A 15551-nucleotide genomic window follows, 5' to 3' on the forward strand; every position below is an offset into this window, starting at 1 on the left:
AGGAGTATTCGATGGACCAGACCCGGAGGCCGGCGGCCTCACCTCCCTATTCCGTGGCGCAATCCGCGCCGCACCAGATCCTTGTCTGCAAGGCCTGCAAGCACAAGGGCGAGGCCTGCAAGCCGGGCTTCGACCTTCTGAAGAAGCTGCGCGCCGCCATCGCCACGGCCGACCTTGGCGAGACGTTCGAGGTCTCGGGCACCGCCTGCCTTGCGGGCTGCGTGCCGGATCACGGCGCGCCTTGCGTCGTCGGCTACCGCGCCACCGGCAAGGCGACCTGGCTCTTCGGCGACATCGACCCCGACCAGCCGCTCGACGAGCTGGTGGAGTTCGCCCGGACCTATGCGGCACTGGAGGACGGCTGGCTGAACGGGCGTGACCTGCCGCAGCGCCTTTGCGACACCACGCTTGCCCGCATCCCCGCCGCGATCATCGTGACGCGCGAGGGCGCCCTGCAATGACGGTCCTCGAACTCCGCAACGTCACCTGGGGGCCGAAGCGCGCGCCGGTGATCCTGCACGACATCTCGTTCCGCCTGGCCGAGGGCGAGGTGCTGGCGATCTGCGGCGCGAACGGGGCGGGGAAGTCCTCGCTCCTGCGCCTTCTCTACCGCCACCAGGCCCCCCTGTCGGGGACGGTGCTGGTCGAGGGCCGCGACCTCTGGCTGACGCCGGCACGCGCGGCCGCCCGGGTGGTCGCCGCCGTGTTGCAGGAACAGCCGACCGACTTTGCGCTCACCACCCGCGACATCGTGGCGCTCGGCCGCCTGCCGCACCGGCAGGGCATGGGGCCGGGCGCGCGCGACAAGGCCATCACCGATGCGGCCATGGTCCGCATGGACCTCGCCCATCTCGCCGACCGCCGCTTTGGCACCCTCTCGGGCGGCGAGCGTCAGCGCGTCATGGTCGCCCGGGCCCTTGCCCAGGAACCCCGGATCCTGGTGCTGGACGAGCCGACCAACCACCTCGACATCCGCCACCAGCTTGAGCTTCTCCGCCTGCTCCGCGGCCTCGGCCTTGCCGTGGTCTGCACGCTGCACGACCTGACCCTTGCCGCCGAATTCGCCGACCGGGTCCTGATCCTCGACCAGGGCCGCATCATCGCCGACGGCCCGCCCGATGCGGCGCTGACCGAAACCACCATCGCCCGCGCCTTCCGGGTCCATCCCCGGATCGACCGCTCGGACGGCACCCCCCGTTTCTCCTTCCGACTGGATGCCTGAATGAAAGCCCTCCTCGCCTTCCTCCTCCTCTCCACCCCGGCCCTCGCCTTCCCGGTCACGGTGCAAAGCTGCAACCGCGAGGTCACCTTCGACGCCGCCCCCAGCCGCGCCATCGCCAATGACGTGAACCTGGTCGAGATGATGCTGGCCCTGGGCCTGCGCGACCGCATGGTGGGCTACACCGGCGTCTCGGGCTGGAAGACGCTCGATGCCGAACTGCGCGAAGGCATCGCCGAACTGCCCGAACTGTCCGCGCAATACCCCACCCGCGAGGTGCTGGCGGGGGCCGAGCCGGACTTCTTCTTCGCCGGCTGGAACTACGGGATGAAGGTCGGCGGCGAGGTCACGCCCGAAACGCTGGAGCCCCTGGGGATCAGGACCTACGAGCTCACCGAAAGCTGCATCCACATCGGCCCCAAGGCCCGGTCCTCGATGCAGGACATGTACGGCGACATCCTGAACCTCGGGCGCATCTTCGGGGTCGAGGACCGGGCACAGGCGCTGGTCGCGGGCTGGCAGGCCCGGCTGGCCGAGCTGACGGCGGGGGTGGACCGCACGAAACCCCTGCGGGTCTTCGTCTACGACTCGGGCGAGGAAAGCCCCTTCACCGCCGGGGCCTATGCCATCCCGACCGCCCTGATCGAGGCGGCGGGGGGCGTGAACATCATGGACGACCTCGAGAAAAGCTGGGCCACCGTCGCCTGGGAGCCGGTGGTGGAGCGCAACCCCGAGGTCATCGTGATCGTCAACTACGGCGACGTGACGGCGGACCAGAAGATCGCCTTCCTGGAAGGCAACCCCGCCTTCGCCAGCGTGGACGCGGTGAAGAACGACCGTTATGTGGTCCTGGAATACGTCGAGGCCACGCCCGGCCCGCGCAACATCCGCGCGGTGGAAAAACTGGTGGCGGGCTTCTGGGGGAAGTGATGCAACCCTATGCGCGCCAGAACCGGCCGGGCGCCGATTTCTTCCAAGAAATCGGACCGGAGCCTTTGAAGGCTCCGATGCGGAGTTTTCGAAAACTCCGCGCCCCGGGGGCGACCGTCAGATCCTTCTGGTCCAAATGACCGAAACCCCGCTCGCCACCCCCGCCTCCGCGACCCTGCGCCTCACGCGCCGGGCCGGTGTTGCGCTGGGTGGCGGCGCCGTCCTTCTCCTGACCATCCTCCTGGCCGTCTCGGTCGGCGCCGTCCCCGTTCCCCTCTCCACCGTCTGGGCCATCCTTGCCCACCACCTGACCCCGGGCCTCGTCACCCCCGACTGGACTGCGGGGCGCGAGGCCATCGTCTGGGACATCCGCTTCCCGCGCGCCCTCCTTGCCGCGCTGGTCGGCGCAGGGCTCGGGATCACCGGCGCGGCCCTCCAGTCGGTGACACGAAACCCGCTGGCCGACCCCCACCTTCTCGGCATTTCCTCGGGCGGGGCGTTCGGGGCCATCGCCGCCCTCCTTCACACCGGCCTCTTCCTCGGCCTTCTGACCGTGCCCCTGATGGCCTTCGGCGGCGCGCTGGCCGCCACGCTCCTTGTCCTCGCCGTCGCCCGGGTGACCGGGGCCACCTCGGCCGACCGCCTCGTCCTCGCCGGCGTCGCGGTCAGCTTCATCATCATGGCCGGGGCCAATGTCCTGATCTTCCTCGGCGATCCCAAGGCCACCCATACCGTCGTCTTCTGGATGCTCGGCGGCCTCGGCCTCGCCCAGTGGTCGCACCTCGTCTATCCCCTCGCCGTCCTCCTCCCCGCCGGCCTCTGGCTCTGGAGCCAGAGCGGCGCGCTCAACGCAATGTCCTTGGGCGACGAGACCGCCGCCTCGCTCGGCATCCCCGTCGCCCGCTTCCGCCTGACCGTCTTTGTCGCCGGCGCCCTCATCACCGGCGTCATGGTTGCCTTCTCGGGCCTGATCGGCTTTGTCGGCCTGATGATGCCCCACCTCGTCCGCTTCGCCACCGGAGGCGACAACGCCCGCGTCCTGCCGCTTTCGGCACTGGCCGGGGCCGTCTTCCTCGTCGCCGCCGACACCGTCGCCCGCGTGGTGATGGCGCCCGAGGACATGCCGATCGGCGTCGTCACCGGCCTGGTCGGCGGGGTGTTCTTCCTCTGGCTCATGGCGCGACGGCCATGAGGATCATGATCCAGGGCGCCGGGTCGAACGTCGGCAAGTCGCTGCTCGTCGCGGGCCTCTGCCGCCACTTCAACCGCCAGGGCCTGACCGTCCGCCCGTTCAAGCCGCAGAACATGTCGAACAACGCCGCCGTGGCCGAAGGGGGCGAGATCGGCCGCGCCCAGGCGCTCCAGGCCCGCGCCTGCGGGGTCCGCCCCCATGTGGACATGAACCCCGTCCTCCTGAAGCCCGAATCGGAGACCGGCGCACAGGTCATCGTGCAGGGCCGCCGCCTGACCACGGTGAAGGCCCGCGACTACGCCGCGCTGAAGCCGCAGCTGATGGCCCCGGTCCTCGACAGCTTCCGCCGCCTCCAGCGCGAAGCAGACCTCGTCATCGTCGAGGGCGCCGGCAGCCCCGCCGAGGTGAACCTGCGCGCGGGCGACATCGCCAACATGGGCTTCGCCATTGCCTCGCAAACCCCGGTGATCCTGACCGGAGACATCGACCGCGGCGGCGTCATCGCGCAACTCGTGGGCACGCAAGCCGTCCTCGACCCCGCCGATGCCGCGATGATCCGCGGCTTCCTGATCAACAAGTTCCGCGGCGATCCGCGTCTGTTCGACGACGGCTACCGCCTGATCGAGGCGCGCACCGGCTGGCCGGGCCTCGGCACCGTCCCGTGGTTCCCAGATGCCCACAAGCTCCCCGCCGAGGACGCGGCCGACCTTGGCGGCACGAGGGGAAGCGGAGACTTCCTGATCGCCGTCCCGCAGCTGAACCGCATCGCCAATTTCGACGACCTCGACCCATTGGCCCAGGAACCGGGCGTCACGCTGCGCATCATCAAACCCGGCCAGCCCCTGCCGGTCGAGGCCGACCTCATCATCCTGCCCGGCTCCAAGGCCACCATCGCCGACCTCGCCCATTTCCGCGCGCAAGGCTGGGACATCGACCTGGCCGCCGCCCTGCGCCGCGGCGCGCGCGTCCTCGGCCTCTGCGGCGGCTACCAGATGCTGGGGCGCGAAATCGCCGATCCCGAAGGCATCGAGGGCAATCCGGGTTCGGTCCCCGGTCTCGGCCTCCTCGACCTTGCCACCACCATGACCCCCGACAAGCGCGTGACCGAGACCGAGGCCCTGCACCCCGCCTCGAACACCCGCGTCCGGGGCTATGAGATCCACCTCGGCCGCACCGAAGGCCCCGACCGCGCCCGCCCCCTGTTCACCGTGGGCGGCCAGCCCGAAGGCGCCATCCGCGCGGACGGGCGCGTCATGGGCAGCTACCTGCACGGCATGTTCACCGAGGACGCCTTCCGCCGCGCCTTCCTCGCCAGCCTCGGCGCGACCCCGGGCACCCGAAGCTACGACCGGGCGGTCGAGGAGACGCTCGACGCGCTGGCCGACCATCTTGCCCGCCACATCGACTGCGACCGCCTGCTGGCGCTGGCCGCCGACTGACCCCGCAAAGGCCCTTGCCCTTTTCCCAAATACTCCCGCCGGAGGCATCCGCCGGCTGGGCAAGCGCCACCCTCGACCAGGCGCCCCTTCGTCCGCCCCGGGCGCCTCCCCGCCCCCAAAGTGGGGAGGGGCCGGGGGTGGGGGGCGGCGGACAAGGTTGACCGCCGGTAAACACCGACGCCCAAGCCCTTGATCCTGTTCGCTCAGCCCGCCCCGTCCGGCGTGGACATCACCGCCCCGCGCAGTCCGCGATCGTCCCGGCCAGCCCCTGCAGCAGCGCCACATAGGCCCCCGGCCCCGGCTCCAGCGACGAGCCCACCGGGTCCAGCGCCCCGCCGATCCTCACCCCGGTCCCCTCGGCCAGCTGTTCGGCCTGTTTCGGGTCGTGCTGCACCTCGGGAAAGAGGCAGACCACGCCCCCCGCCTCCAGCTCTCGCCGCAGCTCCTCCAGCCGCGCGGCCCCGGGCGCCGAGGCATCGCCCTCGGCGATGCTGCCGGCCAGCGTCAGCCCGAAGTGATCGGCGAAATAGCCGAAGGCGTCGTGGGCAGTGACCAGGGGCTTGCCCTGCGCCGGCGCAAGCTCGGCCTTCAGCCGCGCGTCCAGCTCCGCGATCCCCGCCTCGGCCTCGGCCGCATTCGCCGCGTAAGTGGTCGCGTGCTCGGGGTCCAGCCGGCCAAGTTCGGCCGCGATCAGGCCCAGCCAGACCCGGGCGTTGTCGGGGTCGAGCCAGGCATGCGGGTCCTCGGCCCCATGGTCGTGGCCGTGGTCGTGGCCGTGGTCGTGGCCGTGGTCATGCCCATGATCGCCGCCCCCTGCCGGCTCGCCATAGGACCGGCGCTGCGTGCCCTCGGCATCCAGCAGCGCCAGCGCCGCCGCCCCCTCGGGCCGCACCGACAGCGCGCCGTCCAGCCAGGGCGTCAGCTCCGGCCCGATCCAGACCACCAGATCCGCCCCCGCCACCGACCGCGCCTGGCTGGGGCGCAGCTGGAAATCATGCTCGTCCGCGCCCCGGGCCAAAAGCAGTTCCGGCTGCCCAAGATCGCCCATCACTTGCGCCACCAGCGCATGCACCGGCGGGATGTCGGTCACCACCTGCGGCACCTCGGCAAGGGCGGGGGTGGCACTGGCAAGAAGAGTAATGATATAACGCATTGGTCGGGCCTTTCGTTTGCGCACCGATCTATGTATGTAATATCATAACACGTCAACCCCCGGCGGTGTCCATCATGCCCGACCCCCACGACTGCCCCGGCTGCGCCGCGCCCGACCTGGCCTTCGCCGCGCATGACCATGCCCATTGCGCCCATGACGCGCTCAACCGGGCCGAGGCGCTGACCGCCGCCACCGGCGCCCGGCTGACCCCGGTGCGCCGCCGCGTGCTGGAAATCCTGCTCGAGGAGCACAAGGCCCTTGGCGCCTACGACGTGCTGTCGCGCCTGGCGCAGGAAGGCTTCGGCAACCAGCCCCCAGTCGCCTATCGCGCGCTGGAATTCCTGGTGGATCAGGGGCTTGCCCATCGCATCCAGCGGCTGAACGCCTTCACCGCCTGCACCCACATGGGCGAGGATCACGCCCCGGCCTTCCTGATCTGCCGCGGCTGCCATTCTGTCGCCGAAGCCGCCGCCACCGCCGCCCGAGCGGCGGTCGAGACCGAGGCCGCCCGGGCCGGCTTCCAGGTCGAACGCACCACGATCGAGGCGCTCGGCCTCTGCCCTGCCTGCCGGGTGCCGGCATGAGCCTTTTGTCCGCCGAACATGTCTGCGTCCGCTTCGGAGCCGAAGAGGTGCTGCATGACATCTCGCTCACCGTCGCACCGGGCGAGATCGTGACGATCCTCGGCCCGAACGGCTCGGGCAAGTCCACGCTTCTGCGCGCGCTTCTGGGGATCGTGCCGGTTGCCGAAGGCCGCATCCTGCGCGAGGCCGGACTGCGCATCGGCTATGTGCCCCAGCGGCTGACCATCGACCGGACCCTGCCGATCACCGTGCGCCGCTTCCTGTCGCTGCCGGTCCGGGTGTCGGACGCGGCCGCCGCCGAGGCGCTGGCCCGTGTTGGCATGGCGGGGCAGGAGGGTGAGCAGATGGCTACCCTCTCCGGCGGGCAGCAGCAGCGCGTGCTTCTGGCCCGCGCGCTGCTGGGCAAGCCGCAGATCCTGATGCTGGACGAGCCGACCTCGGGCCTGGACCAGCCGGGCGAGGCGGCCTTCTACCGCCTGATCGAGGAAGTCCGGCGCGACACCGGCGCGGCGGTCCTGATGGTCAGCCACGACCTGCACGTCGTGATGGCCGCAAGCGATCGGGTGATCTGCCTGAACGGCCACATCTGCTGCGAGGGCACGCCCCGGGTGGTCTCCAGCGCGCCGGAATACCGGGCGCTGTTCGGTCTGGGCACGCAAGGTGCGCTGGCGCTTTACCGCCACGAACACGACCACGATCACGACGCCGCACACCCGCACCACCACCGGCACGACCACCAGCATTTGCACGACCACGCAAGGGACCACGCGCACGACCATGCTTGACGATTTCCTGATCCGCGCGGGCCTGGCGGCGGTGGGCCTGTCGCTGGCGACCGGCCCGCTCGGGTCCTTCGTCGTCTGGCGGCGCATGGCCTATTTCGGCGACGCCACGGCCCATGCCGCCATCCTTGGCGTGGCGCTGGCGCTGGCCACCGACCTGCCGATCGGCCTTGGCACCCTGACCGTGGCTCTGGCCATGGCCGTCACCGTCGCGGGCCTGTCGGCGCGCGGCTGGGCGATGGACACGACGCTGGGGGTCCTCGCCCATTCCGCGCTGGCCTTCGGCCTCGTTGCGGTCAGTTTCTTCCCCACCGTCCGCACGGACCTCTCAAGCTATCTCTTCGGCGACATCCTCGCCGTGTCGCGTACCGACCTGGCCCTGGTCTGGCTGGGGGCGCTGGCCGTCCTTGCGCTTCTCGCCTGGCGCTGGCAGGCGCTTCTGACCGCGACGCTGTCCGAGGACCTGGCCCATGCCGCCGGCCTGCGACCCGACCGCGAGCGGCTGATCCTCGTCCTTGCGCTGGCCCTGGTCGTGGCCGTCGCGCTGAAGATCGTCGGAGCCCTTCTGATCGCGGCCATGCTGATCATCCCCGCCGCCACCGCCCGCAGCTTCGCCCGCACGCCCGAGGCCATGGCGGGTCTTGCCATCCTGATCGGGGCGCTTTCCGGGCTTGGCGGGCTCGGGCTCTCGCTCTGGCAGGACACACCCACCGGCCCCTCGATCATCGTCGTCGCCGCAGGACTGTTCGCGCTGGCCTCGGCGCGGCGACAGGCATGAATTTTTCGTTCCTGCCCGAAGCTTGCCAAAATTTGCCGCTAGGACGGCATTGTGCACAGACCCGCAACGCCGGGACCAAGGGAAGGACTGACCCGTGATACGCCTTGTCGGCTCGTTGATCCTGTTCGCCATCATGGCAGGCGGCTACCTGTATTTCGACTTCCGCATGTCGGCAAAATGGGCCGGCCGCGAGGATGCCGAGGGCCTGACCTTCCAGGAATATGTCTCGGGCCTTACCGGCCGGGTCGCCGGGCTGACCGGCGCAGCCAATGCCGCGGGGATGCCGTCGAAACTGGCCGACATGCTGCCCAAGCCGCCCGAAGGCTGGACCGTGCGCGCCGCCGTGCCCGACGACGTGAAGCCCTTCCTGCCGAAATCGACCAAGGGCGCCGACCGCAAGGCGATCAGCAGCCTGGAAAAGATGGTCGAGACCAGTTCCGGCACGGGGACCGAGACCGTCACGCTCGCCTATGAGAAGGGCGACCGCACCGTGCTGATCAAGGCGGTGCGCTATCCGAACATCATCTTCACCAGCTTTGCCGCCATGCAGCAGCGGATGGAGTTGCAGATGATGACGGCCGAATTCCGCGGCACGGAATTCATGACCGTGCGCGGCCTCGACGTGACCGAGGATCTCTTGCCCGAAGGGTTTCGCGGCCGCCTCTTCTTTGCCGACGTCGGCGCGCAGATCCACCTGCGGGTGCTCGCACCGAAGCGGATGAAGGACGCCGAGCTGGTGCCCTTCTTCCAGACCCTGCATGTCGAGGCGATGAACGCCAGCGTGATCGACAAGGTCGAAGGCCTCGGCAAGGTGCCGGTGATCGTGCTGGCCTCCGCCATGGAACAGGCCGAGCGCGAGGCCTATCTGGCCGACCGTGAAGCCCGCGCCGCCGCCGAAGCCGAACGCGAGGCCGCTGACCGCGCCGCGTCCGAACAGGCCGAAGGCGCGCAGGCAGGGTCGGGTGGCGGCGGCGGGTTCCTTGGCGGGCTCTTCGGCGGCAGCGAGGCGGAGGACAAACCCGCGCCCAGGGAGGCCGGCAAGGGCAGTTCCTGCACGACCGGGAAGGACGGCGTCAAGCGCTGCACGGTCGGAGGCGACTGAAGCCCCGGCCTAGAAGGTCAGGCCGGAAAAGCGCGACGGCACCTGCGGCACGCCGGGCAGCACGCAAAGCATCTCGTAAAGGAAATTCGCCGCGATCAGCGCGGTGTTGCCCGTGGGGTCATAGGGCGGCGAGACCTCGACCAGGTCGCAGCCGACCAGGTTCAGCCCGGCGCAGCCGCGGATGATCTCCAGCCCCTGCCAGGTGGTCAGCCCGCCCGGCTCCACCGTGCCGGTGCCGGGGGCGAAGGCCGAATCGAGGCTGTCGATGTCGTAGGACAGATAGACCGGGGCATCGCCGATCCGGTCGCGGACGATGCGCATCAGCGGGGTCAGCGACTTGTGCCAGCACTCCTCGGCCTGCACGACCGTCCAGCCCTGCCGGCGGCCCCAGTCGAAATCGTCCGCCGCATAGCCCGTGGCGCGCAGGCCGATCTGGAACACCTTGTCGTTGATCAGGCAGCCATCCTCCCAGGCGCGGCGGAAGGGGCAGCCGTGGGCCACCGTTTCGCCGAACATGGTGTCGTTGATGTCGGCATGCGCATCGACATGGATCAGCGCGACCGGCCCGTGCCGTTCCTTGATCGCGCGCAGGATCGGCCAGGTCAGCGTGTGGTCGCCGCCAAGGGTCAGGGGAATCACGCCCTCGGCCAGCACCTCGCGGTAATGCGCGGTGATGATGTCCACCGACTTCTTCAGGTCGAAGGTGTTGATCGCCACATCGCCCAGGTCGGCGACCTGGAGGTGCTCGAAGGGCGCCGCGCCGGTCGCCATGTTGTAGGGCCGGATCATCCGGCTTTCGTCGCGGATCTGCCGGGGGCCAAGCCGGGTGCCGGGGCGATTGCTGGTGCCGTGATCCATCGGGATGCCGATGAAGGCCGCATCCAGCCCCTTCGCGCTGCTTGCCGCCGGAAGGCGCATCATCGTCGCCGGTCCGCCGAAACGCGGCATCTCGTTGCCGCCGAGGGGTTGGTTGTAACGGGTCATCTGTGGGCCTTCCTTCCGATCCGCGCCAACCTTGCGCAGAACGCCCGGAACGGCAAGGGACCCCTCCTCGTGCGCTTTCGGCTTCTCGTCGGTAGCGCCCGGCGAGGAGAAGCCGAAGGTGCACGACGAGCCACCCCTCAGCGCGCCAGCACCCGGTCCAGCACCGCGCCGATTTCGGCCCCTTCCCGGATCCGTGGCACGCTGGGCGTCAGCCCTTTCGCCACCTCCTTCCGGGCCACGTCCTCGGCCGCAGCCCGGAAGGCCTTGCGCGGGTCCGCCTCGACACGCAGCGCACGGTCGAAGAGGGACTGGCCGAACTCTGTCCACTCCGCCCCGTCGCGGCAGCCGAACGAGGTCCGGTCGCCCCGCGCGGCGGTGATCACGAGGCGGTCGGGCGCGGCCAGATCGTCCAGGAACGAGCCCGAGAAACAGGCCGACAGCACGATGACGGCCGGGCCGATCCCGGCCTCGCGCAGCATCCGGGCGAAATCGGCCGCTGTCAGGTCGGTGGTGCCCGCCTCGGGGAAATCCAGCGCGAAACGGTCCTTCTGCCCGTGCGAGGTGAGAAACAGGAAGGCCAGATCCTCCGGCCCCTGCCGCCGACCGATCTCGACCAGCGCCCGGGCAAGGTTCGCCCGGTTCGCCATCGGATAGCGCAGCGGAGCGGTTCGGCTGTTGGCCAGCCGCAGGGTGCGACCGCCTGCGTCATAGGCCGCGTCAAGGATGGCGGCGACGCCCTCGACCTCGGACAGGAAAACCGACTGGTCCGCCGTGCCGCCCAGCGTCAGGGCAAAGACCTCCGGCTCTTCTGCCTGCCCCGGCCCCAGAGCCGCGACCTGCGCCCCGAAAAGTTGCTCCTGTGCGGCATAAAGCGCCTCGATATCCACCGGCGCCACTTGCGCAGCAGGATCCTTGCGAACGTAAAGCAGATCGGCGCGGAACCAGCCCTGGGCCAGTTGCTGCGTTGCCAGAAACACCGCCGCCATGACCAGCCCGGCACGCCGCCATTCGGCCCGCGGCCCGCGCAGAAGCCAGACGACCAGCGCAAGCTGCGCCGTCTGCGACAGCCCCTGCAACAGTCCCAGACCTCGACCCGATGCGAGGATCTGCGGCAGTTCCCGGACCGCTGTCCACATCGAAATGTCGATCAGCGCAATCAGAAGGAACAGCGCAGTCACTGCCCGCGCCAGCAGCTCCATCCGCCCGACCAGCGCGAGGCCCAGGACCAGCCCGGCCACCACCACCGCCGCCTGCGCCACCGCGGACTGCAGCCCCCCCGGGCGACAGACTGCCCCCCGGCCCGAAATAGGCCGCCTGCCCGGCATAATCGGCCAGCCAGGACAGCAGGATCGCCGCCAGCGCCACCAACGCGGCGAGCGACGGGGGCGTGGCGGGCGGCATTTCTGAAAGCGCGGTCTCGCGGACGGACATGCTCGATTCCCTTTTCGCCCCTTCAACCGCAGAATCGGGGCAAGACTTCGGCGCGACATGTCCCCATGTCGTTTTCTGACGCCAAAGGTCGGGTGGACTTGCCCGGTTTCCCCCGGCTCTGGCACATAGGGGCAAACCTAATGCGGGAGTCCCTTCCATGAAAACCCACGTCAAGGCCCTTGTCGTCGGCGGCGGCGCAGTCGGCACCGGGATCGCCTATCACCTTGCGAAAGCCGGTTGGGACACGATGCTGGTCGAAAGGGACGAGCTCACGGCGGGATCCACCTGGCATGCGGCCGGGCTCCTGCCGCTGTTCAACATGTCCTACGCGACGACCCACATCCACAAGTATTCGGTCGATTTCTACAAGGGGCTCGAGGCCGAGACGGGCCTGAACCCCGGCTTCTACGTCGTCGGCAACCTGCGCATGGCACAGACCCAGGCGCGGATGGACGAATACATGCTCTATTCCTCGGTCGCCGAGACCGCCGGGGTCTATCACGAGTTCCTGACCCCGAAGGAAATCAAGGATCGCTGGCCGCTGGTCAGGACCGAGGACCTGATCGGCGCGCTCTACCACCCGCAGGACGGCTACATCAACCCGGCCGACGTGACGCAGGCCATGGCCAAGGGGGCGCGGCAACTGGGGGCGACGATCGAGCGGAAGATCCAGGTGGACGGCTACCGCTGGACCGGCAGCGAATGGATCGTCTCCTGCACGCGGCTCGAGGACAAGGGGGGCATGCTGATCCCCACCGACGACCGCTTCGACATCACCGCCGAACATGTCGTCACCGCCACCGGCAACCACGCCCAGCGCACCGCGCGGCTCCTCGGCATCAAGACCCCCGCGATCCCGGTCGAACACCAGTATATCGTGACCGAGCCCGACCCCGCCCTCGTCGAATGGCGCAAGACCAACCCGCAGCATCCGGTCCTGCGCGATGCCGACGCCAAGTGGTACGTCCGCGAGGAACGCGGCGGCTGGATCCTCGGCCCCTACGAAAAGGGCGCCCCGGCCCGGTTCCAGTATGGCGTCCCCGACAGCTTCCGCGCCGATCTCTTCCCGCTCGACCTCGAACGGATCGAGCAGGAATACATGTCCTTCATCCACCGGATCCCGTCCTCGGAAACCGTGGGCCTGAAGGACGATTACAACGGCCCGATCTGCTATACCCCCGACGGCAACCCGCTGGTCGGCCCCGCGCCCGGCCTGCGCAACATGTGGCTGGCCGAGGGCTTCTCCTTCGGAATCACCGCCGCGGGCGGCACCGGCTACTACCTCGCGCAACTGATGACGGAAGGAGAGGCCGAGATCGACATGGCCTCGCTCGACCCCAAGCGCTTCGGTGGCTGGATGACGACGGAATATGCCTCCCGGAAGAACGAGGAGTGCTACGACCACGTCTTCATCCTGCACCACCCGGACGAGGAACGCGAAGCCTGCCGTCCGCTCCGCACCGCCCCCGCCTATGACCGGCAGAAGGAAATGGGCGCGCAGTTCGGCCAGGTGAACGGCTGGGAACGCCCGAACTACTATGGCCCCAAGGACGCCCCCGCCGACTTCGACCACAACGGCCGGTCGTTCCGCCGTGGCACCTGGTGGCCCTATGCGAAGGCCGAGGCCGAGGCCGTCCGCAACACCGTCGGCATCATCGACGCCTCGGCCTTCACCAAGCACCTGGTGCGCGGCCCGGGCGCCACGGCCTTCCTCGACCATTTCACCTGCAACAAGCTGCCGAACGTGGGCCGGATCAACCTGACCTACGCGCTGACCGATCACGGCACCACGCGGACCGAATACACCATCGTCCGGCTGAAACACGACGAATACTACCTGATCTCCGCCGGCGCCTGGACGGCCTATGACGCGGATTTCCTGCTGAAATCGGCCGAGGACTGGATGGCGCAGGGCGGCGGGCACATCGACATCCATGACGTGACCACGCAATGGGGCGTCTATGCGCTGGCCGGCCCCAATTCCCGCGCGCTCTTGAAGGAGATCGTCAAGGACGCCGACCCCGAAACGGTGCTGGGCAACAAGCGCTTCCCCTGGCTTTCCTACCGCGACATCGAACTGGGCATGTGCCCCGTCCGCGCCGTCCGCGTCGCCTATACCGGGGAACTCGGCTGGGAGCTTCACTACCCGATCGAATTCGGCCGCTACCTCTGGGACCTTATCTGGTCGGTCGGCGAAAAGCACGGGCTCAAGGGCGTCGGCGCCCGGGCGCAGAACTGGCTGCGGCAGGAGAAATCCTACCGCGCTTTCGGGTCCGAGCTTGGCCGCGACGCGACGCCGCTGGAAGGCGGGCTCGACCGGTTCGTGGACCTGTCCAAGGACTTCCGCGGCAAGGAGAAGATGCTGGAGACCGGCATCCGTTTCAAATGCGTGACGCTGCTGATCGACGGGCCGGACGACACCGATCCCTGGGGCAAGGAGGCGATCTTCCATGACGGGGTGAAGGTCGGCCGACTGACCTCGGGCGGGTATTCGGTCGCCTTCGGCAAGCAGATCGGCATGGGCTATGTGCACCCGGACCTCGCCACCCCCGGCCAGAAGTTGAAGGTGAAGATCCAGCTGAGGGAATGGGATGCGGTCGTGACCGAGGACAGCCCCTTCGATCCCTCGAACGCGCGCATCCGAATCGACGGGTAAGCGACGCCTCCTCGAGCACTTCGTGCACTCGTCGGGCGCCCCCCCGCGAGGAGTGCACGAAGTGCTCGACGAGCCTGCCCTTGAAGCGCCGCCCGCGGTCCCCATCTTGACCGCATGGCCGCAAAGCACAGACGGGAACGCCGGTTCCAACGACAGTTCGACGCGCTGGAGCGGTTGATTCCGCCCCTGCGCGGACCGATGTCCACGCTGCGCCGCGACAGCTGGTTTCCGATCCGATTCCCACTTGCCCTGCTGCTGATTTCCGGGGGACTGCTGTCCTTCCTGCCTTTCCTCGGGATCTGGATGCTGCCCCTCGGCCTTCTCCTCCTGGCCGTTGACCTGCCCGTCCTGCGCGGCCCGATCTCGGTCCTTTTGATCCGGGCACGGCACAAGGCACGCCGCCTGGCGCGGCGCTGGCGCGCGCGACCCTGATCCGGCGTCGCACCCCTGTCACCTTCCTGTCGCATGATCCTGCGAATTGGGGGTCCGATGTCACGCCGCGAGCGCCGGTTCAATCGGCAGTTTCACGCACTTGAACGCCTGGTGCCGCAGTTGCGTGCGCCCCTTTCGCGACTGCGCCGGGACAGCTGGTTTCCGATCCGCTTTCCGCTCGCCATCCTTCTGACCATCGGCGGCCTCTTCTGGTTCCTGCCGATCCTCGGCCTGTGGATGCTGCCCGCCGGGCTGCTGCTCCTGGCCATCGACCTGCCGCGCCTGCGCGAGCCGATCTCGGCCGCGATCATCCGCAGCCGCTGGTCACTGCAACGCTGGTTCAGGCGACGGCGGCGACGCTAGTCCTCTTCCGACAGTTCCTTCTCCAGGAACCGCTCGAAGGCGTCCAGGTCCACGGGGTCGAACAACCCGAACCCCCGCATCCAGACCGAGGCCGCGCGCATCGCCTCGGGTTCGAGCTTGCACCAGATCACCCGGCCACGCCGTTCACGGCTGATCAGCCCGGCATCGGCCAGCACCGACAGATGCTTGGAGATCGCGGCCAGGCTCATCGCGAAGGGCTCGGCCACATCCGTCACGGCCATGTCGTCCTCAAGCAGCATGGTCAGGATCGCCCGGCGGGTCGGGTCGGCAAGCGCGGCAAAGACGGCATCCAGAGGGTCGGTCATCCTGCGACTATTTCCGCGGGCCACAAGATCGTCAACCGCGGGGTTGAATATGAGATTCAGACCACAGCCAGCCCGCGGCGCCGAAAGCGACCACCATAATCGCCTTTTTTCAATGACTTGCCGAAAGTTTTGCGCGCTTGACTCTCCATGCCCCGCTCCGTAGAACCGCCGCGACTGCGA

General features: G+C 69.0%; 16 protein-coding genes. 12 read left to right on the top strand and 4 right to left on the bottom strand.

Features of this window, described 5'->3' with window-relative positions:
• The first annotated feature begins 11 nt into the window (after positions 1-11).
• The 5 genes from FL625_RS11100 to FL625_RS11120 all read left to right on the top strand — a co-directional run bounded on the left by FL625_RS11100 (position 12) and on the right by FL625_RS11120 (position 4780).
• Positions 12-461, top strand: coding sequence for a DUF1636 family protein (locus tag FL625_RS11100; protein ID WP_149588735.1), 450 nt, complete (start codon positions 12-14; stop codon positions 459-461).
• Complete coding sequence (locus tag FL625_RS11105) at positions 458-1222, top strand: ABC transporter ATP-binding protein (protein WP_149588736.1); 765 nt, start codon at positions 458-460, stop codon at positions 1220-1222. The genes FL625_RS11100 and FL625_RS11105 overlap by 4 nt, the downstream gene beginning before the upstream one ends.
• A complete protein-coding gene (locus FL625_RS11110) occupies positions 1223-2149 on the top strand; it encodes an ABC transporter substrate-binding protein (protein WP_149588737.1) in 927 nt (308 codons plus the stop codon).
• A gap of 136 nt (positions 2150-2285) precedes the next feature.
• Positions 2286-3341, top strand: coding sequence for a FecCD family ABC transporter permease (locus FL625_RS11115; RefSeq protein ID WP_149588738.1), 1056 nt, complete (start codon positions 2286-2288; stop codon positions 3339-3341).
• Positions 3338-4780, top strand: a complete 1443-nt coding sequence (locus FL625_RS11120) for a cobyric acid synthase (protein WP_149588739.1) — start codon at positions 3338-3340, stop codon at positions 4778-4780. Before FL625_RS11115 ends, FL625_RS11120 begins: the two co-directional genes overlap by 4 nt.
• 229 nt (positions 4781-5009) lie before the next feature.
• Here the strand turns inward: FL625_RS11120 and FL625_RS11125 are convergent, their stop codons facing one another.
• Positions 5010-5933, bottom strand: coding sequence for a zinc ABC transporter substrate-binding protein (locus tag FL625_RS11125; RefSeq protein WP_149588740.1), 924 nt, complete (start codon positions 5931-5933; stop codon positions 5010-5012).
• 74 nt (positions 5934-6007) lie between these two features.
• Here FL625_RS11125 and FL625_RS11130 point away from each other — a divergent pair, with 74 nt between their 5' ends.
• The 4 genes from FL625_RS11130 to FL625_RS11145 all read left to right on the top strand — a co-directional run bounded on the left by FL625_RS11130 (position 6008) and on the right by FL625_RS11145 (position 9179).
• Positions 6008-6517 carry a Fur family transcriptional regulator gene (locus FL625_RS11130; RefSeq protein WP_149588741.1) on the top strand — a complete coding sequence of 170 codons (510 nt, stop codon included), beginning with the start codon at positions 6008-6010 and terminating at the stop codon, positions 6515-6517.
• The gene (locus FL625_RS11135) at positions 6514-7302 is read left to right on the top strand and encodes a metal ABC transporter ATP-binding protein (protein WP_149588742.1); all 789 of its coding nucleotides are present in this window, start codon (positions 6514-6516) and stop codon (positions 7300-7302) included. The genes FL625_RS11130 and FL625_RS11135 overlap by 4 nt, the downstream gene beginning before the upstream one ends.
• The gene (locus FL625_RS11140; RefSeq protein ID WP_149588743.1) at positions 7295-8077 is read left to right on the top strand and encodes a metal ABC transporter permease; all 783 of its coding nucleotides are present in this window, start codon (positions 7295-7297) and stop codon (positions 8075-8077) included. Before FL625_RS11135 ends, FL625_RS11140 begins: the two co-directional genes overlap by 8 nt.
• Positions 8078-8171: 94 nt before the next feature.
• A complete protein-coding gene (locus FL625_RS11145; protein WP_149588744.1) occupies positions 8172-9179 on the top strand; it encodes a hypothetical protein in 1008 nt (335 codons plus the stop codon).
• A 9-nt stretch (positions 9180-9188) separates the two neighbouring features.
• On the opposite strand, the gene speB is transcribed toward FL625_RS11145, so the two are convergent.
• Positions 9189-10163 (bottom strand): agmatinase, encoded by a 975-nt coding sequence (gene speB / locus FL625_RS11150; protein ID WP_149588745.1) that lies wholly within the window; start codon positions 10161-10163, stop codon positions 9189-9191.
• A 137-nt stretch (positions 10164-10300) separates the two neighbouring features.
• Positions 10301-11422 (bottom strand): C13 family peptidase, encoded by a 1122-nt coding sequence (locus tag FL625_RS11155; RefSeq protein WP_149588746.1) that lies wholly within the window; start codon positions 11420-11422, stop codon positions 10301-10303.
• Between the two features lie 329 nt (positions 11423-11751).
• Between FL625_RS11155 and FL625_RS11160 the strand changes: the two genes are divergently transcribed.
• From FL625_RS11160 to FL625_RS11170, 3 genes are all read left to right on the top strand, one after another.
• Positions 11752-14250 (top strand): GcvT family protein, encoded by a 2499-nt coding sequence (locus FL625_RS11160; RefSeq protein WP_149588747.1) that lies wholly within the window; start codon positions 11752-11754, stop codon positions 14248-14250.
• A gap of 114 nt (positions 14251-14364) precedes the next feature.
• The gene (locus tag FL625_RS11165) at positions 14365-14682 is read left to right on the top strand and encodes a hypothetical protein (protein WP_149588748.1); all 318 of its coding nucleotides are present in this window, start codon (positions 14365-14367) and stop codon (positions 14680-14682) included.
• Between the two features lie 120 nt (positions 14683-14802).
• On the top strand, positions 14803-15045 hold the full coding sequence (locus FL625_RS11170; RefSeq protein ID WP_235019384.1) for a hypothetical protein: 243 nt from the start codon (positions 14803-14805) through the stop codon (positions 15043-15045).
• Here the strand turns inward: FL625_RS11170 and FL625_RS11175 are convergent.
• Complete coding sequence (locus FL625_RS11175) at positions 15042-15371, bottom strand: ArsR/SmtB family transcription factor (RefSeq protein WP_149588750.1); 330 nt, start codon at positions 15369-15371, stop codon at positions 15042-15044. The genes FL625_RS11170 and FL625_RS11175 overlap by 4 nt on opposite strands.
• Positions 15372-15551 lie beyond the last annotated feature (180 nt).

The organism is Tabrizicola flagellatus (assembly GCF_008271465.1).
Lineage (GTDB): Bacteria > Pseudomonadota > Alphaproteobacteria > Rhodobacterales > Rhodobacteraceae > Tabrizicola > Tabrizicola flagellata.

What these genes read in the sequence shown, in the direction of transcription:
- FL625_RS11160 (WP_149588747.1), top strand. Translation starts at nt 11,752, where the DNA reads ATGAAAACCCACGTCAAGGCCCTTGTCGTCGGCGGCGGCGCAGTCGGC.
- FL625_RS11165 (WP_149588748.1), top strand. Translation starts at nt 14,365, where the DNA reads ATGGCCGCAAAGCACAGACGGGAACGCCGGTTCCAACGACAGTTCGAC.
- FL625_RS11130 (WP_149588741.1), top strand. Translation starts at nt 6,008, where the DNA reads ATGCCCGACCCCCACGACTGCCCCGGCTGCGCCGCGCCCGACCTGGCC.
- FL625_RS11140 (WP_149588743.1), top strand. Translation starts at nt 7,295, where the DNA reads ATGCTTGACGATTTCCTGATCCGCGCGGGCCTGGCGGCGGTGGGCCTG.
- FL625_RS11100 (WP_149588735.1), top strand. Translation starts at nt 12, where the DNA reads ATGGACCAGACCCGGAGGCCGGCGGCCTCACCTCCCTATTCCGTGGCG.
- speB (WP_149588745.1), bottom strand. Translation starts at nt 10,163, where the DNA reads ATGACCCGTTACAACCAACCCCTCGGCGGCAACGAGATGCCGCGTTTC.
- FL625_RS11125 (WP_149588740.1), bottom strand. Translation starts at nt 5,933, where the DNA reads ATGCGTTATATCATTACTCTTCTTGCCAGTGCCACCCCCGCCCTTGCC.
- FL625_RS11120 (WP_149588739.1), top strand. Translation starts at nt 3,338, where the DNA reads ATGAGGATCATGATCCAGGGCGCCGGGTCGAACGTCGGCAAGTCGCTG.
- FL625_RS11105 (WP_149588736.1), top strand. Translation starts at nt 458, where the DNA reads ATGACGGTCCTCGAACTCCGCAACGTCACCTGGGGGCCGAAGCGCGCG.
- FL625_RS11135 (WP_149588742.1), top strand. Translation starts at nt 6,514, where the DNA reads ATGAGCCTTTTGTCCGCCGAACATGTCTGCGTCCGCTTCGGAGCCGAA.
- FL625_RS11115 (WP_149588738.1), top strand. Translation starts at nt 2,286, where the DNA reads ATGACCGAAACCCCGCTCGCCACCCCCGCCTCCGCGACCCTGCGCCTC.
- FL625_RS11175 (WP_149588750.1), bottom strand. Translation starts at nt 15,371, where the DNA reads ATGACCGACCCTCTGGATGCCGTCTTTGCCGCGCTTGCCGACCCGACC.
- FL625_RS11110 (WP_149588737.1), top strand. Translation starts at nt 1,223, where the DNA reads ATGAAAGCCCTCCTCGCCTTCCTCCTCCTCTCCACCCCGGCCCTCGCC.